The sequence below is a fragment of the Peptoniphilus sp. BV3C26 genome, assembly GCF_000478985.1.
In the GTDB taxonomy this organism is placed as follows: Bacteria; Bacillota; Clostridia; order Tissierellales; family Peptoniphilaceae; genus Peptoniphilus_B; species Peptoniphilus_B koenoeneniae.
Genome location: NZ_AWXB01000008.1, coordinates 12,457 through 35,787 on the forward strand (window position 1 = coordinate 12,457; position 23,331 = coordinate 35,787).

17 protein-coding genes and 2 pseudogenes are annotated in these 23,331 nt (G+C 33.6%); 2 read left to right on the forward strand and 17 right to left on the reverse strand.

All coding sequences use genetic code 11. The features are described from left to right. Position 1 precedes the first annotated feature (1 nt). From HMPREF1253_RS01245 to HMPREF1253_RS01310, 15 genes and pseudogenes are all read right to left on the reverse strand, one after another. The gene (locus HMPREF1253_RS01245; RefSeq protein ID WP_023054953.1) at positions 2–1,465 is read right to left on the reverse strand and encodes an SIR2 family protein; all 1,464 of its coding nucleotides are present in this window, start codon (positions 1,463–1,465) and stop codon (positions 2–4) included. Then, complete coding sequence (locus tag HMPREF1253_RS01250; protein WP_036739084.1) at positions 1,462–1,671, reverse strand: helix-turn-helix transcriptional regulator; 210 nt, start codon at positions 1,669–1,671, stop codon at positions 1,462–1,464. Before HMPREF1253_RS01250 ends, HMPREF1253_RS01245 begins: the two co-directional genes overlap by 4 nt. Before the next feature lie 135 nt (positions 1,672–1,806). Beyond that, positions 1,807–2,092 (reverse strand): annotated as a pseudogene (locus tag HMPREF1253_RS10335) (DNA-binding protein); the annotation flags it as partial. Positions 2,093–2,167: 75 nt separating this feature from the next. Further along, positions 2,168–3,010, reverse strand: coding sequence for a nucleotidyl transferase AbiEii/AbiGii toxin family protein (locus HMPREF1253_RS01255; protein ID WP_023054947.1), 843 nt, complete (start codon positions 3,008–3,010; stop codon positions 2,168–2,170). Next, positions 3,007–3,594 carry a type IV toxin-antitoxin system AbiEi family antitoxin domain-containing protein gene (locus tag HMPREF1253_RS01260; RefSeq protein ID WP_023054946.1) on the reverse strand — a complete coding sequence of 196 codons (588 nt, stop codon included), beginning with the start codon at positions 3,592–3,594 and terminating at the stop codon, positions 3,007–3,009. The genes HMPREF1253_RS01255 and HMPREF1253_RS01260 overlap by 4 nt, the downstream gene beginning before the upstream one ends. A gap of 507 nt (positions 3,595–4,101) precedes the next feature. Beyond that, positions 4,102–5,778 carry a recombinase family protein gene (locus HMPREF1253_RS01265; protein WP_023054956.1) on the reverse strand — a complete coding sequence of 559 codons (1,677 nt, stop codon included), beginning with the start codon at positions 5,776–5,778 and terminating at the stop codon, positions 4,102–4,104. Between the two features lie 97 nt (positions 5,779–5,875). Further along, a complete protein-coding gene (locus HMPREF1253_RS10220) occupies positions 5,876–6,037 on the reverse strand; it encodes a hypothetical protein (RefSeq protein WP_000368177.1) in 162 nt (53 codons plus the stop codon). Positions 6,038–6,521: 484 nt separating this feature from the next. Beyond that, the gene (locus tag HMPREF1253_RS01275) at positions 6,522–6,932 is read right to left on the reverse strand and encodes a sigma-70 family RNA polymerase sigma factor (protein ID WP_023054951.1); all 411 of its coding nucleotides are present in this window, start codon (positions 6,930–6,932) and stop codon (positions 6,522–6,524) included. Positions 6,933–7,244: 312 nt separating this feature from the next. After that, a complete protein-coding gene (locus HMPREF1253_RS01280; protein ID WP_023054955.1) occupies positions 7,245–8,597 on the reverse strand; it encodes an MATE family efflux transporter in 1,353 nt (450 codons plus the stop codon). A gap of 26 nt (positions 8,598–8,623) precedes the next feature. Further along, entirely contained in the window at positions 8,624–10,369 is a 1,746-nt protein-coding gene (locus tag HMPREF1253_RS01285; protein WP_023054949.1) for an ABC transporter ATP-binding protein, read from the reverse strand. Then, positions 10,362–12,152: an ABC transporter ATP-binding protein gene (locus tag HMPREF1253_RS01290; RefSeq protein WP_000933065.1), complete on the reverse strand. Its 1,791-nt coding sequence runs from the start codon at positions 12,150–12,152 to the stop codon at positions 10,362–10,364. The genes HMPREF1253_RS01285 and HMPREF1253_RS01290 overlap by 8 nt, the downstream gene beginning before the upstream one ends. Continuing rightward, the gene (locus HMPREF1253_RS01295) at positions 12,142–13,611 is read right to left on the reverse strand and encodes an ABC transporter ATP-binding protein (RefSeq protein WP_019116057.1); all 1,470 of its coding nucleotides are present in this window, start codon (positions 13,609–13,611) and stop codon (positions 12,142–12,144) included. Before HMPREF1253_RS01295 ends, HMPREF1253_RS01290 begins: the two co-directional genes overlap by 11 nt. Next, positions 13,596–14,309: an energy-coupling factor transporter transmembrane protein EcfT gene (locus HMPREF1253_RS01300; protein ID WP_000458693.1), complete on the reverse strand. Its 714-nt coding sequence runs from the start codon at positions 14,307–14,309 to the stop codon at positions 13,596–13,598. Before HMPREF1253_RS01300 ends, HMPREF1253_RS01295 begins: the two co-directional genes overlap by 16 nt. Then, the gene (locus tag HMPREF1253_RS01305) at positions 14,299–14,895 is read right to left on the reverse strand and encodes an MptD family putative ECF transporter S component (RefSeq protein WP_001049471.1); all 597 of its coding nucleotides are present in this window, start codon (positions 14,893–14,895) and stop codon (positions 14,299–14,301) included. Before HMPREF1253_RS01305 ends, HMPREF1253_RS01300 begins: the two co-directional genes overlap by 11 nt. A 123-nt stretch (positions 14,896–15,018) precedes the next feature. Next, on the reverse strand, positions 15,019–15,657 hold the full coding sequence (locus HMPREF1253_RS01310; RefSeq protein ID WP_001273433.1) for a TetR/AcrR family transcriptional regulator: 639 nt from the start codon (positions 15,655–15,657) through the stop codon (positions 15,019–15,021). A gap of 297 nt (positions 15,658–15,954) precedes the next feature. Here HMPREF1253_RS01310 and mobC point away from each other — a divergent pair, with 297 nt between their 5' ends. Then, a complete protein-coding gene (gene mobC, locus HMPREF1253_RS01315) occupies positions 15,955–16,305 on the forward strand; it encodes a plasmid mobilization relaxosome protein MobC (RefSeq protein WP_007895148.1) in 351 nt (116 codons plus the stop codon). 5 nt (positions 16,306–16,310) lie between these two features. Continuing rightward, entirely contained in the window at positions 16,311–17,642 is a 1,332-nt protein-coding gene (locus HMPREF1253_RS01320; RefSeq protein WP_023054934.1) for a relaxase/mobilization nuclease domain-containing protein, read from the forward strand. 92 nt (positions 17,643–17,734) lie between these two features. Here the strand turns inward: HMPREF1253_RS01320 and HMPREF1253_RS01325 are convergent, their stop codons facing one another. Both HMPREF1253_RS01325 and HMPREF1253_RS01330 read right to left on the reverse strand, forming a co-directional pair. Beyond that, positions 17,735–18,394, reverse strand: coding sequence for a hypothetical protein (locus HMPREF1253_RS01325; RefSeq protein ID WP_000384988.1), 660 nt, complete (start codon positions 18,392–18,394; stop codon positions 17,735–17,737). 42 nt (positions 18,395–18,436) lie between these two features. Next, positions 18,437–23,331, reverse strand: a pseudogene (locus tag HMPREF1253_RS01330) (helicase-related protein); the annotation flags it as partial.

Below are 23,331 nucleotides of genomic sequence, written 5' to 3' on the forward strand. Positions count from 1 at the left end.
ATTAACATTCCTCCTTACTGTTAAGTCTATTTATTATTTTAATTATTGCATCAACATTAGTGTCTATATCACAAAATTTAGTAATATACTGAATTTCTTCATCATTTAAAATATTTTTAACCATATCACTATTTTCAGAATATAATTCCTGAGATATAAACCCAGTAAATGCTAATGGTATATTCACTAATTGATATGATTCAGCAATATTAAATTCTTGTTTTACACCATCAGCTTTAATAATTTCTCCATCCTTTTGTTTATTACCAAACATATAAATTGCTATACCACATTGAGAAATCATTTCATCTCTATATTTTTCCCAAGTTGTCCTAAGTTGCTCACTATTTATTGCACTTAATGGGAAAGGCATCAGTTTTAAGCTATCTTCAATTTTAATGTCCCTGTGATCATAACAATATTCAGTGATTCCATTTATTACATAAGTCCCCACACCTAATCCATATCCATTAACAACTTTATATCCGTTCTTAACAAGTTCAAAAGATAGTTTCCTGATAAACTCCTTAGCTTCTTGTGCATCTAATGGAGTATAAGTTTCTGCACTTCCAGAAATAAACACAGTTTTTCTTTTATACCTATTTAATATGATTTTTAATATCTCCGTGATTTCTTCATAACTATCAATTAAGCATATTTTTATTCCATATCTGTCTAAATCAGCAATCTGTAGGCTTTGTTTAATTAAATCATATTTGTATTCGTCCATTGCTTTTTTATATTCTTTTTCGTCTTCAAACTTGTTCCTATTAGGTTCAGCAATTTTTTTTAATATATAATAATGTGGTCTGTTATCATCTTCCAGCAAAACTCTCATTTTACTAAGTACAAAATTAAAATTAGGATCACTAAAACTGAATCCTAAAAATAAAAAAGTCTTTGTCAGCAATGTTCCTTCTAAAACATCTCTAAATAATTTTCTACTATTAATTCCATATTCTTCGTAATCATCTCTAGTTATTACTGCATCAGATGGACTTTGAATATCTCCATGCATTTTATATACAACTGCATCATAATTTTTATATGAAAGCTGTAAATCCTTATCATCCTTTCTGACAGAAACATTTTTATTATTTTCTTTCAAGGCGTCTTCAATTAACGTATCAAAATTTGTTGTCCAATATGTAGAAATTGGAAGCTGTGATAATATATTATGGTTTTCCGTAGGTTTTTTATTAGAAGGAAATGAAGCTGATAAAAGTTCATTAATAGCACTTCTTTTCTTTTTATTACAATAAAATTGAGCCAAAGAAATCAAATCATGCTTTTCTTTTGATATATCTAATTCCAACTCCTTTGCAGGTTTTTCTAATAACTTTTCCCAATTATAGTATCCAGCATTTATAGAAAGTCCTGCGCCAGCAAAAATCGCTAATTCATCACTATACAATGCCTGTTCAACAATTTCAATCAATTCTTTTTTCTTAATTATATTGTTCAATTATTCTCCTCCGCAATAGAAATTAGTTCCCCAAAATCAGTATCTAGAGAAATACATATTCTGTATAAAATTTCCATACTAACAAATTCGCCTTTTCCCATCTTTGCTATCGTCGCTGGAGCAATACCAACCTTCTCCTGCAAATCTTTTTTGTTCATATTTTTATCTATCAAAAGTTTCCATAATCCATTATAGTTTATTTTCATAATATCATCCTTAATATTCATATAATTGAATTTTTCCTTCATATATTATATCATAGTTTTATTAAATAAAAAATCAGTGCAGCCTAAAGACGGCCGATTTTATCTCTCTGTACATTCGCTATAATATTTCTTAATTTACTTAGTTTTTTCATCTGTCTTAAAGCTTTTTATTTGCTCTAATATGGTCTTTTAATCTTTATCTTGACTCTTTACTTGTTCTTTTGATTTTAAAAGTTTAGAAAACAAAATACGAACATGCTTATGTTCTTTTACTTTGTTATCAATTTTTGTTTTTTTACAAGTCAAAAGATTTTATTAAATTCTCTTGTCTTTAAGCTATATAAATCTCTTGTCTCATCTACAAGGCTAAGCAATTGGCATAAAATTTATTTAATTTTAAATCCTTTAATGCAAAATAAAAAAGAAGTAAAATAATTCCACTTCTCTTTTACCTAATATTTTTTTGTCTATAAATTTCCAGACAGTGTCTGGAATATTACATCTCACTAACCCTATTTGAAATAGTTATCACTACATCAACAACCTTATCAAAGGTCAGATCTCCAATATACTTATTTTCACTGAGATATACTTCCCACAAGGATCTTTGGTATGAATCTTCTTTTATGTCCTCGATTATTTCCTCATAGTCTTTCATTATCTCCTGACTTCCTCTTTTGTCGGAAGTTCTTTCTATTGCTTCTTTTAAAATTTTATAATCTATCTCATCTTTTTTTAATTTGTAGAGGGTGTATAGGTCGTAAAAGTCTCTCATTCGTGTTGTTGTTATATTTCTTCTGATTATGGTTTCATATTTTTCTGCGAGAATTGTTTCTAATGGATATGCCATTATTTTTATATCTTCTTGGCTAAAGATACAGGGATAAGTATATTCTATTTCCCTTGGCGTTATTGCATCTCCTGTTGTTAGGTCTAGTTTCATCGGGTTTTTGGTCTTTCCAACATTTGCTATTAGTGATATTCTAAAGTTCTCGTACTCGTCCTCTTCCCTAATATAACTAATGTCTTTTATTTCAAATCTTATTCCATCATCGACATCTATATTTATAATTTCATTTACGATTTCTTTTATTTTTTCTTCTTTTAGGGGTATGCCTTTTATGGTTGTGTCCATATCCATAGTTGTTCTATTTTCAATTCCAATTAAGGAAGATATTAGGAATCCTCCTTTTATTACAAAATTATTTTTGTAATTTGATTTGGATAGCCTTTCTAAAAATCTTTCGAAGAAATATATTTGCAGAACTTCTTGTGACTTTAGATTTTTCTTCTCTGCCATGCTTCTTATCTTGCCCTTTATACTCTCGATATTAATCACGATAATACCTCCATGTATTTTCTAATTTCATTTTCTATTTTAAATAATCTACTGTATTTTATGAGTCGTCTTAGATTTTTATTTTGTGATTTAAAGTATCTTTTTATGGCTTCTGTAAAAATTTGCTTATCTATTTTTTCTCTGTCTATTATGATATCGCAAATTGTTCGATCTATATCGTAAACTGGAATAAGGTTGCCTTGTGGTGATTTTATTTCTGTCTTTCCTAGTTCGTATAAGTCTTTTTTTACATAGTGAACTTGTAGATCCTCATATCTTTTTTTGATATGGCTTGCATTATAGCCTTGGGGCACAGATATATGAAATACATTTGGAGTTCTATCTGATAGGTCGTGGAGATAGAGGGCTGTTTGATGTGAAAATATAATTCGATTACTATTTGATGATATTAAAACAAAATCGTCTATTACTTTTCCTTTTAATTGATATAGACCTGGTCTTAATCTTTCTAATTGTCCGATTTTTGTTAATTCTGATAGATTATGCCTAGTATATCCAAGTTCTTCTGCTTCTTTGTTGGTGATTACTAAATTTTCTTGGATATATTCTTTAAGTGTATTCATAGTCCGCCTCCTCTCGTTTACGCTTTTATTATATGTTATAAAAGCGAATATGTAAAGTCGGCTTGTGAATGTTTCATATTTTGAAAAGGATGTAACGAATCCTTACTCCCTTTCTAAAATTATTCTTTCTTAACTCAATATTACTAATATTATTATAGTTACTCTCCGATTTTCGGATTTCTAGAAATCTGTTATTCGGAGTTCTTGAATTCCGATTTTCGGAAGTCTGGACTTCTGATTTCAGAGATCAGATTTTGTATTATTAGTAATATTTAAAATTTATATGTACCTACTTTTTAGTAAAAAAAGAGCAGCCTTTTAAGCTACTCTTGTAGAAAGTATAAAATGGGTTTTATCTTATTTTATTTTTCCTTGTGTCTCCTCATACCAGTTGTAAAACTACTCTTACATCCATGTAGTTTTTTTGGGTCTTTTTGACGTATCCTTCTTCATCTTTATCGAAGACAAAATGCTTATAAAACTGCTTAAAATGCAGGATTTCTATATTTACATCTTTTGTATCAACGCTATAGTCTCAACTTGTTCATCATTGTCCAAACTTATATTTAGATCCTCATCAATGATAGGTAGCTTAAAAGTAATGGATTTTAACCATTGTCCATTAGGCTGTTTCTCTTCATAAATTTGAATTTCAGAAATGAGTGCTTCTATTAGCTGCCTGCGTTCAACATCGTTCATGACTTTATAAAGTTTGTCAAAATAAATCAAAACCTTATATATATTATCGCCAGTAAGTTTTTCAGCTTCAATAGTTTGTTTCTTTGCTTTTGCATCAATTAACAATGATTCTAATTCGTCAATTTTATCGTACATACGATAAAGTCTATCATCTAAATCTTGTTTCCTTCGTTTGTAGTGCTTATCATCAACATCTAAATTATCTATTTCCTCAATGAGCTTAAATTTTGTGGAATGACTTTTCCTTAGCTCTTTTTGATAATTATCTATCTCATTTTCAATCGCTGATGTATCAACCTTCATGTTGATTTTTTCCTGCATCATAGATGCAAATTTAGGATTGCTAACTAACTTGATTATTACCTCAGCGACAGCATCATCTAACAATTCTTCTCTAATTTGTTTGTTATAGGTGCATTTATGTCCTCTATTCATAAGTCTATGCTTACAACCATAGTAATAGAAGTCTTTATACTTCGTCCCATCTTTTTTATATTTTATGGATTTATTTCCAAACATTCCAGCACCACATATCGGACACTTTACTATTCCTGATAATAAGTGTGTCCTCATGTTCTTACCCTTATTTACATGTTCATACTTTTTAGCTTGTGCTTTCAGCTTAACTTGTGCAGCCTGCCACAATTCATCTGGGATTATTGCTTCATGAATGCCTTCTGCTACTAAATAATCGTCCTGCTCTACTTGTCTGTATTCATTCCTTGTACCATGAACTTTTTCTAAAGTTCTTCTTCCAAATGCTATTTTCCCGTTATACACAGGATTCTTTAATATTTTTCTTATAAGACCTGCGTCAAACAATGGATTTTTTCCATTTTGTCTTGGTATTTTTCTTATACCATGGTTTTCTAAATACTTAGAAAGACCATTAGCTCCAATACTTGTGTTTACATACTGATCAAATATAGTTCTTATTGCAATTGCTTCTTCTTCATTTATTAACAACTTTCCATCAATCAGTTGATAGCCATACGGAGCAAATCCACCATTCCATTTACCCTCTCTTGCCTTTTGAATACGACCTTCCATTGTTTGGACACGAATATTTTCTCTTTCTATTTCAGCCACTGCTGATAAAACAGAAATCATCAATTTACCTGCATCTTTAGATGAATCAATTCCATCTTCAACACAAATAAGATTCACACCAAAATCTTGCATTATTTGCAAAGTCGAAAGTACATCAGCAGCATTTCTTGCAAATCTCGATAATTTAAATACAAGAACAAAAGACACTCCATCCTTTCCGGATTTTATATCTTCCATCATACGAGTAAACTGGACTCTGCCTTCTATAGATTTTCCAGACTTACCCGCATCTTCATATTCACCAACAATCTCATAATCGTTATAGAGAGCAAAAGCCTTCATTCTTGATTTTTGTGCCTCTAAAGAATAACCGTCTATCTGTATTGATGTAGATACTCTTGTATAGAGGTATACTTTTATTTTTTCTTTTGACATAGCATTAACCTCAATATCCTTTTCTATATCTTTATATTTTTATATTTTTACCAATTATGGTTTGGACTTATATATCAAGTATATTATAGCACTTTTATTACTTTTTCTCAATCTGTGTTTTTGCTATGTCAAATTTATTTTTATCTTCTATATTTTTTACTGGAGTTGGATTTGGAAGATTATCTAAATCTAAAACTCCAGCGTACTTTGTAATCAGATTCGCAATTAAATCAGCCAATCCATTCCAGTCATTATCCACTAACACACCTCCTCCGCTTTAAATTTTCTATAATCAAATATAATTTCTCTTACTAAGTTTTATGACATTGGTAGGTGCTTGGCAGCAACATAGGAATCTCACCTCCGCCCCTTATTAAGACGAGCCGGCTTAAACTATTGAAGTATCATTATCACTACTTGTATCACCGAACAGATTGCCACCTCTGTTTTTTATGTATTCTTATTTATCGCTCACTTTCTTGTATCCTTGGCTAACCCAGTATTCATAGAACCGAAATTGCTTTCAGCAGAAAGATCATGGCGTAAGTCATAATTCTCCACAAGTAGATAAAGTCCTACCTTGGTCTATTCAGTTGTCAAAGATCAATATTTGAAAGGGATTATTTTCTTTACATTTTCCTATTTGCCATAAGCAGGCTTCTCTCTTATTGAATAAAGTAAAGGAGGTCAAACTCCCCTTCACTTTACATAAGGAAAATTTGACCCCTTTGGTTACCGAAGTTCTAAAGTTCTTCGATGAATTTTTTTAACTTTTCAAGTATTTTGTTTCTTCTTTTGATTAAAGCCGGATGTGTAATACTTTTGATTTTTGCCACTGAACGAACCGTTTCATCATTGAAATACAAACGTTCAATAATATCCCTTTCTTCAGCATTGAGCCTTGATATAGCATTTCTGACTGTTTCAATCATCATCTGTGTTTCAACAATCTTTTCTACATCAACGCTTTCATCAGCGATGTTATCTATAAAATGTCCATCATGATCCAATGATGAAAAAAAGAGCAAGTGGTTTTTTCTGTCCACCTGCTCTAAATACTTCTCGTGTTCTCTTTCTCGCCAGTAGACTTTGTATATCTGCTCACTGACTTTTACCTTTTCTCCTCTGACATAAAGGTAATATTCTCTTGCCATAATGTTTCCTCCATTCTTTTTTTGTCTGCGTTTTCAGGCAAAAAAAGGAGGACTCCTGCATCTTGGCATAAGAAGTCCTCTAAAACGAAAGAAACTTGTTCTTCCTTTAATTATATTTAATTGTTTAGACAAGCATATGGAAAGATAAACAGCTATAAAGCTTATAGGAAAAAGGACTATTTTTATTGTGGTTTATTCTTTCAAATAAATATATAGACTTTTCCATTTCTATCCCTCCATTTTATAGCTAACTATTCCTCATAAATTAAGCCTTTCTGCTATTTCAGGTATTCACGCACATAATAAGAAATTTTATGCTTGTACTTTTTCTTTGCTCATCTTATTTAGTTCTCCAAGCATCATGAAGATTCCAACAACAATCATAATGAAATCAACAAGTGGCTGCGTAAACCAAACTGCTTTTACTCCAAATGCCATTGGTAATAAAATCATGGCAGGGACAAACAGGAAGAGTTGTCTAAGCATGACAATAATTCCTGCCTTCTTTCCATTTCCGATTGATTGGAAGAAAGTAACAGTCATAACCATTACTCCATACAAGATAAAGACGGAATAGAACAATCTAAAATTTCCAACCCCTTGTGCAATGATGTTTGCTTCTACACCAAATAGCGAAAGTATCTGACTTGACAGCAATAGGGATGGAACCCAAAAGATTCCTGCAAGAACTAAACCGCCAATAGAAAAGACCTTCATAGCTTCTCTTACTCTGTCATACTGTTTTGCCCCAAAGTTTGTTCCAACAACAGGTTGCAAGCCTTGACTCATTCCCCAAAGAGGAATAAATGAAAAGGCATATACACGAAGTGATGCCGCCATCAAAATTCCATTGGTATCTCCGCCATACTTAAATGCCATTTTATAAAGCATAGTTTGTTGTATCATAAATAAAAGCTGCATCATCATAGCTGATGATCCTACCCCAAACATTTCTTTTTTTATCTCCGGATTAGACTTTATCTTATGGATTTTAACAACTTTACTCTTTTTCAAGAAATAATGTAGTGTTGCCACTGCCTGAACAAATTGTGCTGTGATGGTTGCAAGGGCAGCACCTTCAATCGCATATTCACCCATAACAGTCATTAAGATAGGGTCAAGAATAATATTCAGTAATGCCCCAAGTCCCATAATCGTCATAGCTTTTTTCATCAGTCCTTCACCACGCATAACCATGTTTGCGGACTGTGTGAAGTTTACAAACAAAGAGCCTATAAAGATCACTCTAAGGTATCTAATGCCATAGGCTTTGATTTCACCTGTTGCTCCAACCATAGACAAGAAATGTGGAGCAAGAAGTATTCCTCCAACTGTAATAATTACAGAGAAGAAAATCACCCAATAGATTAGGTTGCCCATTATTTTATCTACAGTTTTTTGATCTCCTTTACCGATTGCTCTTGAAAGTACAGATGCAGAACCTACACCAAGTAAAGTTGAAACACCGCTGTTAAAAAAGGTAAGTGGCATTGCAACGCCGCAGGCAGTCATTGCTGTTTGCCCTATGATTTTTCCAGCAAATATTCCATCCATTAACGGATATAAGCCGATAACAATCATTCCGATAACAGCCGGTATAGATAATTGAAATAACAAGTCTATTGGTCTTTTTGTTAATAATTGTTCTTTCATATCTTGTTTCATCGTCTTCTCCTCTCTTAGACCAATTTTTATATAATTTTTAGTCCTTTATTTTTTTCTTGCAGTTGTACCATATTTTTATAGATTCCATCTAAAGTCATTAAATCACTGTGATTTCCTTGTTCTGCAATATTCCCATCTTTTATTACAATAATATTATCAGCCTCTTTGATTGTGCCTAATCTATGGGCAATCACAAGCAATGTCTTGTTTTTTACCAATTCACTGATTGCTTCCTGTATATAGCTTTCATTGTCCACATCAACACTTGCTGTTGCCTCGTCAAGAATTACAATAGGAGCATCTTTTAATATGCAGCGAGCAATAGAAATTCTTTGTTTTTCACCACCGGATAGAGTTGCTCCTCCTTCTCCAATCATTGTGTCAAATCCATCAGGAAGTGCCATAATAAAGTCATAACATCTTGCTTTTTTTGCGGCTTCTATAACTTCTTCTTTCGTCGCATTTTCTTTCCCCATGGCAATATTATTAAAAATCGTATCTTGGAATAAATAAACTCTCTGGAAAACCATACTAATTTCCGACATCAATTCAGATAGTGAAACATCCTTTATATTCACTCCTCTAATCAAAATTTCACCGGAGTCTACATCCCAAAATCTCGCTAAAAGGTTGGCTACTGTAGATTTTCCTCCACCAGATTGTCCAACTAAAGCTGTCATTGTATTCTTTTTCATTTCAAAATTCATATCATGCAAAACCTCTTTTTCTCCATAAGAAAATTTCACATGATTAAAACTAATTTCCGGCTCACCAAACTTAGCCTTTAAGATATGTTTTTTACCTGTATCCTGTAGTTCTGTTTCATTTAATACTTCTTCAATACGATCTAAAGCAGCATTCATAACTGTTAGCCTGCTTGCTTCTCCATAAAGAGTTTTTAATGGACTGAATAAGTCAAATACAAATAGTATCAGTCCTAACACATAAGGAAGTTTCAACATTCCTTGTAAATGAAGATACAAAGCAAGTGCCAAAATAAATGTAATTCCGATACCATAAATGATGTTCAATCCGCTTGTCCAAGGTGTCATCTTCTTTTCAAACTTTATAGAAGTGTCTCTTGATGAAGCAAAGCTATCTGTAAGAGCCTTTGAATTGTCGCCTAAAAGGTTATAGCTTTTGATTACACTAATTCCTTCTGCAAATGACAAAACTGAATCTGTTAGCTTCTCTCCTTGCTCTTGCCTGATAACAGCTTCAGATAAAGACATCTTATTCATGCCGTTTGCAATCAGTGTTGCAACCAATATTACAAACACCGCAATCAATCCAATTCTGTAGTCCAAAACAAACATGAATATAGTAAGCACAACGGTTGAAAGCACATAACTCATCATATTAGCTATGGTACTCATGGATACTTCCTCAATGAATGCCATATCTGAACTTAAAACAGAATTGATTTTTCCTAAATTTCCTGATGTGAAATATCCCATAGGAAGTTTTCTAAGGTGATTTCCAAGCTCCATCCTTTTGTCTGCAAAAATCAGAAAGCCGGCTGCACTTTGCAATTTATCGCTTAAGAAATGAACCACCGCTTGTAATAAAACCACTAAAACAAGTCCTATTCCTACATATAGAAAAGTTTTGGAGGTATTCGTTTTTTCATAAAATCCTATCAAAACGGTAAATGCAATAAATATAGGCATTTTACTTAATATGGATTCAACAAAGGCAAAAACAAATGCCCCTTTAATTCTATTTTTATACTTTCCTGACAAGTTTAAAATTCTTGATATTAGCTCAAACATTCATTTCACCTGCCTTTCTATCAATTTTCCATTCCTTACTAAATATTGTCGCATCCCATAATTTACGGTAGTCTGCTGATGATTCTAACAAGTCCTTATGTTTTCCATTTGCAACTAAACGGCCATGATTCATTACCAATATTTGGTCTGCATCTACAATTGCCGGAAGTTTATGAGCAATTACAATCAATGTTTTACCTTTTACAAGTTCAGCAATCGCAGCTTCCATCTTTTCTTCATTTTCAGGATCTGCATAGGCAGTAGCTTCATCAAGTACAACAATCGGTGCATTTTTTAAGATAGCTCTTGCAAGGGATATTCTTTGTCTCTCTCCACCTGATAACATCTTTCCTGCCTCGCCAGCCAAAGAGTAAATACCATTTGGGAGCTTATCTAAAAATTCCATACACTGAGCTTTCTTTGCAGCTTCTATCACTTCTTCATCCGTAGCTGACAAATTTCCGATACGAATATTTTCTAAGAGTGAAGTATTAAATAAATATTGGTCTTGAGACACATAAGAAATCTCTTTATTCAGTGCCTTAAGACTCATATCCTGTAAATTTTGTCCTCCAATACTAATGCTTCCCTCTAAAACATCATAGTAATGAATTAAGAGTTTCGCTAAGGTGCTTTTACCTGAGCCTGATTCTCCAACAATGGCTGTCTTTTCTCCAACTTTTGCTGTAAAGCTCACATTATGAATCACATTTTTAATGTATGTTTCAGGTTGTCCATTCTCTCCCATCTTGCTTAGTTGATAACCAAATGTAACATTGTCATAGGAAATAGTTTGATCTATACCTTTAAACTTGTTTTCACCTTGTTTTAATGGTTCTATATTTAAAGCATCTTCCAATGCAGATATTTTATAATTAAGCTGTGGCATCGTTGGTAAAAATCCCAAAGCCTTTAAGAGTGGTAAGCCAATACTCAAAGATAGGCATAAAACCAATATCAAATCAGAAAGACTAACATAGCCCATGTAAGCAAAGTAACCGCCAAGCGGCAATGTTAATATAATCGTGCATGGGAGCAAGGCACTATACAATGCCATCCATGGCCATGCAGTCTTATACCAAGCGAGTGCATAATCTCTATAATCTCCAACATCTTTAGAAAATCTTTGATATGATTCCGCTTGCTTGTTAAACACTTTTACTACTTCCATACCATTCACATATTCAATAATGGTATTATTCATTTTTCCACTCGCCATATAATATGGTCCCATTTTTTTCATTCCTGCGGAATACATAATCATCATAGCGACAATGCTTAGTGGAATGGATGCCAAAGACATAAGTGCCAGTCTCCAGTCAACGAAAAACATTGCAATATATACCATTACAGGCACAATTAAATTGGCAATTCCTTCAGGCAATGAGTGTGCCAAAAGAACTTCCAAACTACCAATATCATCTACAAACATCTTTTTAATAGCACCTGTTCCCTTTTCTTCAATAGCTCCTAAGGGAAGATTCTCCATCTTTTTTTGTAGAGATGTTCTAAGTCCAAATAATGTGTTATATGCTGCCTTATGGGACATATTAAGACCCAAACCACCTAATAATGCTTGCAAAACCAAACATATCAAAATACCGGCAAGCAAAATAACTAACCTTTTGAATTCCAAATTTTGTCCTAAAATCAAAGGATTTATAATCTGATAAGCAAATAGAAATGGCACAACTCCCATAATGACACTTAATAGCATAATAAAACTCGCTAAATGTATTGTTTTCTTATGCGAACCAGCATACTCAAAAACCTTATTTAACATCATTCTCCTCCTTAATCAAAGATTTTTTATTATCCATAAAATCCATAATCACTTGTTCATTTCCTTTTACAGATATTTTTTTATAATTTTCTCTGCCAATCATTAAAACAGAATGGCAAGTTTTGAATAGTAGTTCCAAGTCATGCGTAATAATGATAAATGGAACTTCCTCTGATTTTTCTGTAATTAAATCAGATATAATACTCATACTTCTGTAATCAAGTCCAGAGGTCGGTTCATCTAAAACTATCAATTTTCGATTGGATAAAAACGAAGTAATAATCGCAAGTCTTTGTTTTTGACCACCAGACAATTTTTGTGGGTGGCTTACTTTCTTATGCCACAAATTTGTTTGCTTTAAGTAATCTCGTATTTCTTCCAAATCACTTTCCGTATTCTTTTCTTTACAAAATATCAGCTCATTTTCCACAGTGTCTAAAAAAATCTGAGCATCAACATCTTGCAAAACTAAATAAGAATTTTTCAATCGTTCCTTCTTGTTCTTTCCATAATTCACATCTAATCTTTTTTCGGAAAGCCCACACAAAGAATTTGCTAATGTTGTTTTCCCAATTCCATTAGAACCGATAATTCCCATGATTTCTTTTTCTTTAATGTCAAAAGTCAAATCTTTTATCAAAGTTCTTTTCCCTTGGTGAATATTTGCATTGTCGACTTTTATATAGCTTCTGGTTTTTAATGGCTCTTTTTCCGACACAAGTTCTTTTTCATTTAATGTTCTTAATTCCAGTTCTTTACACTTCCGGTTATCGAGTTCACCTTTTTTAAAAATATTTTCTACCGTTCCATCTTTCATATAGACAAGACGATCAAAAATATTTTTAAGGTAATACAATCTATGTTCAGCTATTACAATTGTCTTGCCAATCGCTTTTAACTTAACAAGTATGTTTTCAAATTTCCTTATACTGTCATAATCAAGGCTACTTGAAGGTTCGTCGAAAAAGATAATGTCTGTATCATAAATAAGTGTTCCTGCTATCGCCACCTTTTGTCTTTCTCCACCAGACAATTCAAAGATAGATTTTTTTCTTAGATGACCTATCTCCAATAAATTTAATGCTTTATCTACCTTTTCTTTTAATAAGTTCTCATCTAACCCAAGATTTTCTCCTACCAAAGCAACTTCATCTTCAACCACATCGCAAAAGAACTGATCCTTGGGATTTTGAAATACATTTCCTATATATTTTGCAAGTTCACCTTTCTGATACGAAGATATTTCTTTTCCCAAAAGCTCAATATTACCTTCTAAATTTCCTTCGTAAAAATATGGAATGAGTCCATTTAGAAGTCTTAAAAATGTTGTTTTCCCACATCCTGAAAGACCTGTTAATACAACTATCTCTCCTTTTTTTACAGACAGTTTTAAGTCTTTTAGTACTAAGTCCTCGCCGTATGAAAATTTGCGTATATTTGCTCCTAAGATATTTTCCATACACTCACCAAAACCAAAATTATTCCAATCATTAACATTACAATATCGATAAAAGTAAATTTTACATCATGAAAACTTGTTTTTTTGCCATCATATTCAATGCCTTTTGATATGATTGAACAAGTTAAGGTATCGCTTATATCTATGCACTTATACATAAGAGGAACAAAATATAATTCAAATGTTTTAATTGGTTTGAAAATACTTGCTTTAAATCCTCTAATTTTCATGCCATTGTTTATTTCCTTCATCCTAATAGAAATTTCCGGAATAAAACGAAAGAATACTGTGATTCCTATACCTATTCCACCATCAATACCAATTTTTCTAAATGCAGCAATTAGATGCGAAGAACTATACGAAGACAGCACTTTTCCCAAAATGAAAAGTGGAGCAAATTTCAACACTATAAGTAGCATTGTATATATAGAACCAACCAAAACATTTCCTAAGTGGGGTTTCAGCAAATAAATAAGCCCCCATACTATAAGCAATGAACATATCGTTCTAAATGCCTTTCTTATAGAAAATAAGAATAATAGTCCTAAGACAAAAATAAGGGAAAATAAATATTGTGATTGCTCTCCAACAGTTAGAATAACTGAAAATAGTAAAATCAACCCAACTATAGTAAGTGGGTTGATTTTATCTAATAGTTGGTACCCTTCTATATAGTTTTTTTCACCTTTACAAAACACTTTTTTTCTTCCTGTTGCTAAAGAATTTGTTGTAAATATATGTTCCAAAATTAGCACCAATAATTGATGCAACGATTGCGATCACTACGCAAATTGCAATGTTTTTAGGGGTGTAAAAATTATAAAGAAATGTTGCATAGTCTGTTGTAAACATCTTAGGGAATTGTTTTGTAAGACCTTCGACTCCAAATACGAATGTGAAATACATCGCATGAAGCGAATATATAAACATACCAGCACCAAAACCAAGTCCTACTCTCATATTTTTGTCTGAGTAATTTTCCTTTTTACCAATCACAAGCTCTGCTAATATTCCTGCAATTGCACAAACTACTATTACGGGCCACATTCCCATAAGAGCATAGAACACGCCGAGTAATAAGAAATATAAGAATGCTGTTCCTCTTTGTGCGACTTGTTTACACATTATTACAAAAACTGGTGCGGCAATAATTGTTGCAAGTGCCGATGATAAATACAAACTCGGAATCATTCCAAAAGAACCTGTCAAAAATCCTAATCCCATCGTAAGAACAAATCCAATAACAGAAAATACTGCTATTTTTACAATACCTTTTAAATTCATTTTTCTCCTCCTTGAATACATATAATATTTTTTATCTGCTTATAAAGCAGCATGTTGTCAATTTGTATAAAATTAAATCTTTAATATAACTAAGTTATATTTGATGCAAAAAAATTTTCCATTTTACAAACCTCTTATTTTGCCCCATCCTTCATTAAAGAATTTTGAAATTAGTTTGGCATTTAATTCTACTTCTTCTCTGCTTTTAGAATGAACAGCAACTTCAGATAAAGCATAATAATATGCATGGTTAATTAAGTGAATTCCCATATCGGTTATTACACTACCGACACCATCTTCACCATAAATCATGCTTAATATTTTGATGTGATTTTTATCTTCTATTTCCACGAGTTCATCTAAAAAATTACTGTATTTTGTTCCATAAGAACCAAACACTAATAACTCAAATGCATCTTTATTTTCAAAAAAATACAAGACCATCTTAACAGCGCCATGTGCTTTAAAGTCTAAAATTTTATAAATGGTTTCTTTCCCAAGTGGAACTTCCTTTTTATATGTCTCAAAACTCTTATCCTCATACATAGCATAGTATTTTCGGATTTGGCTTACAATCGGCTCAACTAACTCAGAAAAAAGTGCTTCCTTATCCTCAAAATGACCATAAAACGCCCCAGTAGTAACACCTGCTTCTTTGCAAATAGCTCTTAAATTTGCCTTTTCAAATCCTTGTTCTTTGAAAATTTTCTTACCACTATTAAGAATCCTATTATGAGTTACTTCATAATCTCCGTTTGCCATGATTTGCCCTCCTTTCTTCAAATATAACTTAGTTATATTATAACACTTGTTATGTTTAAAAGTCAAGATATTTATACACATACATTGACTTTTATGTTATAATTATATAACAAATTTGAAAACTTGCTTAACGCTTGCTATCTAATTCATTCTTTTGTAGCAAGCACAGTAAGTGTACGGACACTTACGAAAAAATTGATGAAGCAGCCCTCTGGGATCTGCTTCTTTTTTTATCAATTTTTAACTTGTTAGGGTGTACCCTAAGACCCCGAAATACATTCAAAGGAGGATTTACCTATGGCAAATAGAATACGAAATGAAAGACTTGAAATTAAATTAACCGAAGAAGAAAAGGCTCTTTTTGAGGAGAAAAGAAAACTTGCTAAGTGTAGAAATATGAGCCTTTTTATTCGCAAATGCGTTTTAGAAAAGGAAATATATCAAGTGGATTTAGAGCCGTTTAGAGATTTACAGGGCTTGCTTTCCAACGCTACAAACAACATAAATCAGATTGCAAAGCGTGTAAATTCGACCGGCATAATCTACAAAGATGATATAAACGATATGAAAAAGCAGATTGAACATTTCTCAAAAGAGTTGTGGCAAATTCATTCCCTGCTGCTTAACAGGACTTCAGGAGGTGATTAAATTTTATGGCTATTACAAAAATACATCCTATAAAATCAACCCTTAATCTTGCCATTTCATATATTGTTAATGGAGAAAAAACAGATGAGCAAATCTTAGTAAGCACTCATAAATGCCATCAGGAAACTGCTCATACTCAATTTTTAAGAACACGAAATGATGCAGGAACAAACGGAACTGTTCTTGCAAGACACCTCATTCAATCCTTTTTACCCGGAGAAGCAAGTCCTGAAATGGCACATCAAATCGGTCTTGAACTATGTAAAAAGATATTAAAGGATGAGTACGAATTTGTCTTATCTACCCATATAGATAAAGGGCATATTCATAATCACGTCATATTTAATAATGTAAATATGGTAACGGGCAAATGCTATCAGTCCAACAAGAGAAGTTACCACCAAATCAGGTATCAAAGCGATAAGCTATGCAAGGATAATAACCTTTCTGTGATTGATGAGTTCTACGAGAGCTATAAGAGAAAGTACAAAACAAATGGTAAGTCATGGTATGAAAATGAGCAATCTAAGAAAGGTAATTCTTGGAAAAGCAGGCTTCAATTTGACATTGATCGTTTGATAAAACAGTCTAAAGATTGGGAAGAATTTCTAAAGAAAATGGCGGAACTTGGTTATGAAATAAAGCATGGAAAACATATAGCTTTTAAGCCAAAAGATAAGCAGAGATTTACAAGGTCTAAGACGATTGGCGAAGATTATACCGAAGAAAGATTAAAAGAGCGTATTACAGAAAGGAGTGCTATTAAGGATCCTGCTGTCAAAAAACGAATAGGAAATGTCATCAATATGAATACCAATGCCAAAGTGAAAGAGAGCAAAGGCTATGAATATTGGGCAACAAAACATAACCTTAATACAATGGCTGAATCAGTTATTTTCATCAGAGAACATGGCATTAACTCCGTTAAACAGCTTGATGAATATATCAAAAAAAGTGCTGAAGAAAGACAAGGTTTACAAGATAAAATCAAAGAAATTGATAAGGACATGCAGCTACTTTCTGATACTATGGAACAAGTTCATACTGTTAAAAAATATCGAGCCTACTACAAAGAATATAAGGCAAATCCATCGGACAAGGCATTTTTTGAAGAATACAAATCGCAAATCACGCTCTATGAAACTGCTCTTTCCAAGCTGAAAAGCTCCTATTCTAAACTTCCAAATTCAAAGAATATTTTAGATAGACTTGATAAACTGCAAGAAAAAAAGAATATCCTCATGAAAGAGTATTCTTCCTCAAAATCTACTATGGACGAGCTTTATCAAATACGAAAGAACTATGAAATTTACATGGGCAAGGAGATTGAGAGATAATTTTTTCTCTCCTCTTTTTCTACCTTGATTTGGCAATTCAAGACCAATAAAAAAATAGTCGGTGCAGTCCTAAGACCACACCGACCGTAAATTTATCTCTCAGCTTCTTTGCTTACTTCTTTCTTTTCTTTCGGCTTTTCCTTATCTTCAGCCTGATATTTTTTGATAGCCCCAAGTACAGATTCTTTCTTTTCTTCTTGTCCTTTCATTTGTTCCTTTGCCTTTAACAGCTTTGAAGAAAGTATCCTGATGTTGCTATGCTCCTTGCCGTTATCATCAATGGAGGTTCTGATTTGTCCAAAGAGCTTAACAAAATCTCCCTGCTTAAAGTCCTTTGGAATATCGCTTTTTTCTCCGTATGCCGAGCAATTATGATAGACCTTATTCCCTTCATCATCTTTAGATACTACGGAGAAATTCGCTACCTTAAAGGCTTCTCCGTTCTTATTTTCCCTTTCAACTACATCAACCTCTCCAACGATATTTCCAACAATATTGATAAGATTATCCTTTTCTTCCTGAGCATAAGGCAGGTCTTTTATCTGTCCCTGTTCTCTTAAATCCTCAATCATATAGTCAAATTCCTCATGCAGCAAATTAAGGCTGTCATTGTCCATATAAGCGTCATAGAGCTTATCTAAGGCACTTTCATCATTGATACCTTTTTCCATGCTTATAATCGCTTTTACAAAGTCCTTATGGTTATCATTTACCATATCTTCTATCTGATTTCTCATTGTTTTGTAATCCATGTTTTTATCTCCTTTCATGGCAAAAGGGAGGTTCCCCTCCCCTTATCTTAAAAATTCCTGTTCTTTTGTTTTTTGCTTTTCTTCTGTTTTACTTTCATTTTGATAAGCTCTTATCTGTCCTAAAATAGATGGCTTATCCTCTGATTTTTGTGCAGTTTCTTCTTTGCAATGAAGATTGTCCTCCACATCATAGGTTGACTCAAAATAATCACTGTCCTTAAAGTCATTGTCATATCTATCAGGAATGCCATCATTATCGAGGTCTTTAGAGAGCGGATCATAGAAGTTACCCTCATCATCAATATCAAGTCCTGTTGCTGCTCTTAAATCTTCGGAATCAACATAAACCAAATCGCTAAAAGAGGACATTTCTATTTCATTTTTCATATTCCTTAGAGCTTCATTTTCTCCCTTGTTTTCATAGTCGAAGCTCTCTGTTTTGATAGGCATATCATCAATATACTGTGTCCATGTTTTAGCTTCTAAATCAAGCTCATACTGAATACCATGTCTTTCATCCGGTGTATTGGTATAGGCGATACCGATATGTTTTAAATCAGGATACAATGTGTCAAACTCATCATAGCTGTGGTTTTCTTCATACTCTCTGTTGCAGAAGTCAATAATCGCCCTCTTTACATCTTCCACAAGAGGATTGTCATTTCTCTTTTCTTCCACTTCTCCCATATCGAGTAGCTTATTCAGTTCTGCAAGTCTTAACATCTTAGTTTTCAGCTCATCAGCTTTTTCAAAAGGCTTTTTTAATTCCTCTTTGGCATTTTCCAGTTGTTCTTTTGTACTGATAAGTTTTTCTTCGAGCCTGTTTAATTTCTCAGGCATTTTCTCAAGAGCGTTATCCAGTCTTGTAATATTCCCGTCCGCACTTGTTCCAAGCTCTCCCGAATGCTTTGCAGCACCGTTTAAGCTAAAGTTATGTGAATTAGTGAAGAAGTTGTAACTTACCTCTAAATCCATATTCCTATACTTACCTATAACCTTGCTTTCATTTAATTTTACGGTCTTTATAGCTTCAATCAGTCTTTCTCCGGCTAATTTCTTATCGGTAATCTTTTCTCCTGCAATAGTAATAGAAGTAAACTTTTCCTCACCTTCCGCTTTTGGCTCTACATTGGATATATCTTTTTTTACAGCTTCAATGAGCTTTTCCGTTCTTGCGATTTCTTCAGGATAGTTTTTCGACACTTTATCCTCTAATCTGTAACGATTGGACTTATAGTTTGCTTCAAGCATTTTAAGTTTTGTAACCTCGTTGTCCAAATCCATCTTTTCTTTAATCTTAGGATCGCCAGTGGCAAGGGCTTTAATCTCTGCATAGTTAAGGGAGCTTTCGTCCACATCTTCCGCCACACGAACAGGAGTCTTTGAAGTCATAATCTGAGAAATAAATTTCTGCTTATTCTCTATCGTCTGCCAAAGGTACGCATCAAAGGTATTCTCTGTAACATAACGATAGATATTTACTTTCTCATTTTCGTTTCCTTGTCTTACAATTCTCCCTGCTCTTTGTTCCAAGTCAGCGGGACGCCAAGGAACATCGAGGTCATGCAAAGCAATTAGTTTATTTTGCACATTCGTTCCGGCTCCCATCTTCTGCGTTGAACCCATTAAGATACGGATTTCTCCTTTTCTTACTTTCGCAAAGAGTTCGTCCTTTTGCTTATCGGAATTAGCTTCGTGGATAAAGGCAATTTCTTCTTTCGGTATGCCCATAGCTACAAGTTTTTCTCTAATATCATCATAGATGTTAAATTCTCCATCTCCTTTTGGAGTGGACATATCAGAGAAAAGTAGCTGTGTTGACCTATTTTCTTTTGTCTTATCCCAAATAGCAAATACATTTTTCACGCATACATTGACCTTGCTATCAGGGTTATCAGGAAGAAGTGGATTGATTAAACGCTGATCTAAGGCAAGTTTCTTGCCGTCATTGGTAATCTTAAGCATATTATCAACATCTGGCTCTACAACTCTATTTCTGACATCATCTGCTCTTTTAGAAAGGCTCTTTAGGATTTCCTTTTGTTCTTCACTTGGCAAGGTTTTAATAACTTCATAGTGTGCTTCAGGTGTTGGAAGATTTAACATATCCGCCGTTTGAATGTCTGCAACTTCCTTAAACATACTCATAAGCTCAGGCAAGTTATAGAACTTTGAAAATCTCGTTTTTACCCTATACCCTGTACCTTCAGGAGATAGTTCAAAGGAGCTTTGCGTTTCTCCAAAAGTGGAAGCCCAAGAGTCAAAATGCTCCAAGTTGTTTTTCTTTAGACTTTCATACTGAAGATAACGCTGCATGGTATAAAGCTCTGTCATAGAATTACTTACAGGTGTTCCTGTTGCAAAGACCACGCCTTTGCCGCCTGTCATTTCATCCATGTAGCGGCATTTCATAAACATATCGGAGGACTTAAAGGCTTCTGACTGTCCGATACCTGCAACATTTCTCATTTTGGTATAGAGATAAAGGTTCTTAAAGCCATGTGCCTCGTCAACAAAGAGCTTATCCACTCCTAATTCCTCAAAGGTAATGACATCATCTTTCTTAAAATCATCGTTTAGTTTCTCAAGCCTTGTTTCCAGTTTTTTCTTTGTCTTTTCGAGCTGTTTCACAGTAAAGTTCTGATTTCTGTCATGCTTGTATTCCTCAACATAGTTTACGATTTCATCAATCTGATCTTGAATATGCTTTTCCTGATATTCCTTACTCATAGGAATTTTTTCAAACTGCGTATGTCCGATAACAACCGCATCGTATTCCCCTGTAGCAATCTTGCCTATAAATCTCTTTCTGTTTTTCGGCTCAAAATCTTTCTTATCTGCCACCATAATGTTAGCCGACGGATATAGCTGCATAAACTCACGACCGATTTGTCCTGTTAAGTGATTTGGTACAACAAACAAGGACTTACTGCACATTCCAAGCCTTTTACTCTCCATTGCAGAAGCTACCATTTCAAAGGTCTTTCCACTGCCTACTACATGGGCAAGCAAGGTGTTTCCTCCATAAAGACTTCTTGCTATGGCATTTCTTTGATGAGGTCTTAAGTCAATCTCCGTATTCATTCCCTCAAAGGAAAGATTGCTTCCGTCATATTCTCTGTTACGGATAGAGTTAAAACGCTCATTATACAGCTTTACAAGACGGCTTCTTCTTTCCTGATCGTTAAATATCCAGTTCTTAAATTCTTCTTTTAATAACTCCTGCTTTTGTCCTGCAAGCATGGTTTCTTTTTTATTTAAGACAGAAGTTTTAGAGCCGTCTGGATTTACAATCTGGTCAAATACCTTTGTTTCTTTAAGGTTTAAGGCATCTTCAATCAGCTTATAGGCATTTACCCTTGATGTTCCAAAGGTCATTTCAGCAAGGTCATTTCCTCTGTCCCTGCTTTTTCCTTCTACATTCCATTCGCTTGTAAGGCTTGAAAACTTAACCTTAATATCCCATCTTGCATAACCCGGAGTTTTAAGCGTTTCAAAGATGAATTTCTCAATGTCTTTAATCGGTATCCAAGTTGCACCAAGACGCACATTGATTTCACTTGCTTCAAGCTCCTTTGGAAGAACTTTGGTAAGCTCTGATTTTTGATATTCCAAACGGTTCATTTCATAGCTTATCAGCTCTTTTTCTTTTCCATTTTTTTCATAGCCAAGATGAGGCAGCTCTCTTTCCGTTTGTCTGAGCTTTGATAAGTAGCTATCTACAATGGCAATCTTGTCCCTGATATTCCCACTTAAATATTCATCTTTTGTTACATAGCCATACTTATAGGAATTGCTGCCATTTGCACAAGCAAAAGGTAAATCGCCATCCTCTAAATTAAAGGAAAGCGGTCTGTAAAAGTTTTGCTCTTCTCTGATATTTAGATAGATTTCCCCTCGAAGCTCCTCAATTAAGGTCGTTCTGTCTTTTCCTGTAAGACTTCCCATATAGTCAAAGTCCACATAGCCTTTTTCAGATACCGATAAAACAAGAGCTTCAAGGGAAGTGTCTACATGGTCGATAACCTTCGCCTTTGTGATTGTTCGCTTGGAGAAAATATCTCCCTTTGCCTTAAAGTTTTCTTCTTCATCAAGGATTTCAATGGAAGAAACAAGCGGGAAGTTGCTATCCTCTTTTAAGGCTCTGGTATTACTTAGGTTATTTACAAAGCCATGCTTCTTTGAAAAGTTATCATATACTTCATTTAGTTTTTCCTGTGAAGCCTTGATTTCTTCCTCGCTAAAATCTTCTTTCTGCTTGTAAATTACATCTTTTAAAACAGCATTCAGCTCAAGATAATCCTTGATTTTTTCTTTGTTTTTATCTGATACTTCCTTTTTGATAAAGAGTGAATTTTCTCTGTAATAGACTTCATCATCAATTAAGGTATAAGAAAAGTTCTTTACATCATCAGTTGCAGGGATAGAAGTGATCTCATCATCAAGTAGCTCTACTTCTTCATACTTGGCATCTTTTGAAATTCTTTCTCCTGCAATCTCGATACGCTCCTTTAACGAAGCCATATTGTTCTCTTGCCCTAAAAAAGCTATCGGTTCACAAGTGAGTGTCTTTCCAAATCTTCCGCTTACCTCACGCATTGTGCCAAGCACTTGTTCAGGATGATCAATAAAGTATTTGTTATATGAAAGTCCATTTTCATCTTCTGCAAGGTGTATCCAATCTTCATCGCGCTCTAATACGCTATCTCTTTTCTTTAGGAAGATAATATCCGAAGTTACTTCTGTGCCGGCAACACCCTTAAAGGTATCATTTGGAAGTCTGATTGCTCCTAAAAATTCGGCTCTTGCTGCAAGATAGCGTCTTACACTTTCGTCTTTTTATCCATTGTTCCTGAAGATGTAATAAAGGCGATAACACCGCCGTTTCTTACCTTATCAATGGACTTGGCAAAGAAATAATCGTGGATAAGAAAGTT

What these genes read in the sequence shown, in the direction of transcription:
- mobC (WP_007895148.1), top strand. Translation starts at nt 15,955, where the DNA reads ATGGCAAATAGAATACGAAATGAAAGACTTGAAATTAAATTAACCGAA.
- HMPREF1253_RS01275 (WP_023054951.1), bottom strand. Translation starts at nt 6,932, where the DNA reads ATGGCAAGAGAATATTACCTTTATGTCAGAGGAGAAAAGGTAAAAGTC.
- HMPREF1253_RS01265 (WP_023054956.1), bottom strand. Translation starts at nt 5,778, where the DNA reads ATGTCAAAAGAAAAAATAAAAGTATACCTCTATACAAGAGTATCTACA.
- HMPREF1253_RS01310 (WP_001273433.1), bottom strand. Translation starts at nt 15,657, where the DNA reads ATGGCAAACGGAGATTATGAAGTAACTCATAATAGGATTCTTAATAGT.
- HMPREF1253_RS01290 (WP_000933065.1), bottom strand. Translation starts at nt 12,152, where the DNA reads ATGTTAAATAAGGTTTTTGAGTATGCTGGTTCGCATAAGAAAACAATA.
- HMPREF1253_RS01325 (WP_000384988.1), bottom strand. Translation starts at nt 18,394, where the DNA reads ATGGATTACAAAACAATGAGAAATCAGATAGAAGATATGGTAAATGAT.
- HMPREF1253_RS01260 (WP_023054946.1), bottom strand. Translation starts at nt 3,594, where the DNA reads ATGAATACACTTAAAGAATATATCCAAGAAAATTTAGTAATCACCAAC.
- HMPREF1253_RS01280 (WP_023054955.1), bottom strand. Translation starts at nt 8,597, where the DNA reads ATGAAACAAGATATGAAAGAACAATTATTAACAAAAAGACCAATAGAC.
- HMPREF1253_RS01295 (WP_019116057.1), bottom strand. Translation starts at nt 13,611, where the DNA reads ATGGAAAATATCTTAGGAGCAAATATACGCAAATTTTCATACGGCGAG.
- HMPREF1253_RS01305 (WP_001049471.1), bottom strand. Translation starts at nt 14,895, where the DNA reads ATGAATTTAAAAGGTATTGTAAAAATAGCAGTATTTTCTGTTATTGGA.
- HMPREF1253_RS01250 (WP_036739084.1), bottom strand. Translation starts at nt 1,671, where the DNA reads ATGAAAATAAACTATAATGGATTATGGAAACTTTTGATAGATAAAAAT.
- HMPREF1253_RS01320 (WP_023054934.1), top strand. Translation starts at nt 16,311, where the DNA reads ATGGCTATTACAAAAATACATCCTATAAAATCAACCCTTAATCTTGCC.
- HMPREF1253_RS01285 (WP_023054949.1), bottom strand. Translation starts at nt 10,369, where the DNA reads ATGTTTGAGCTAATATCAAGAATTTTAAACTTGTCAGGAAAGTATAAA.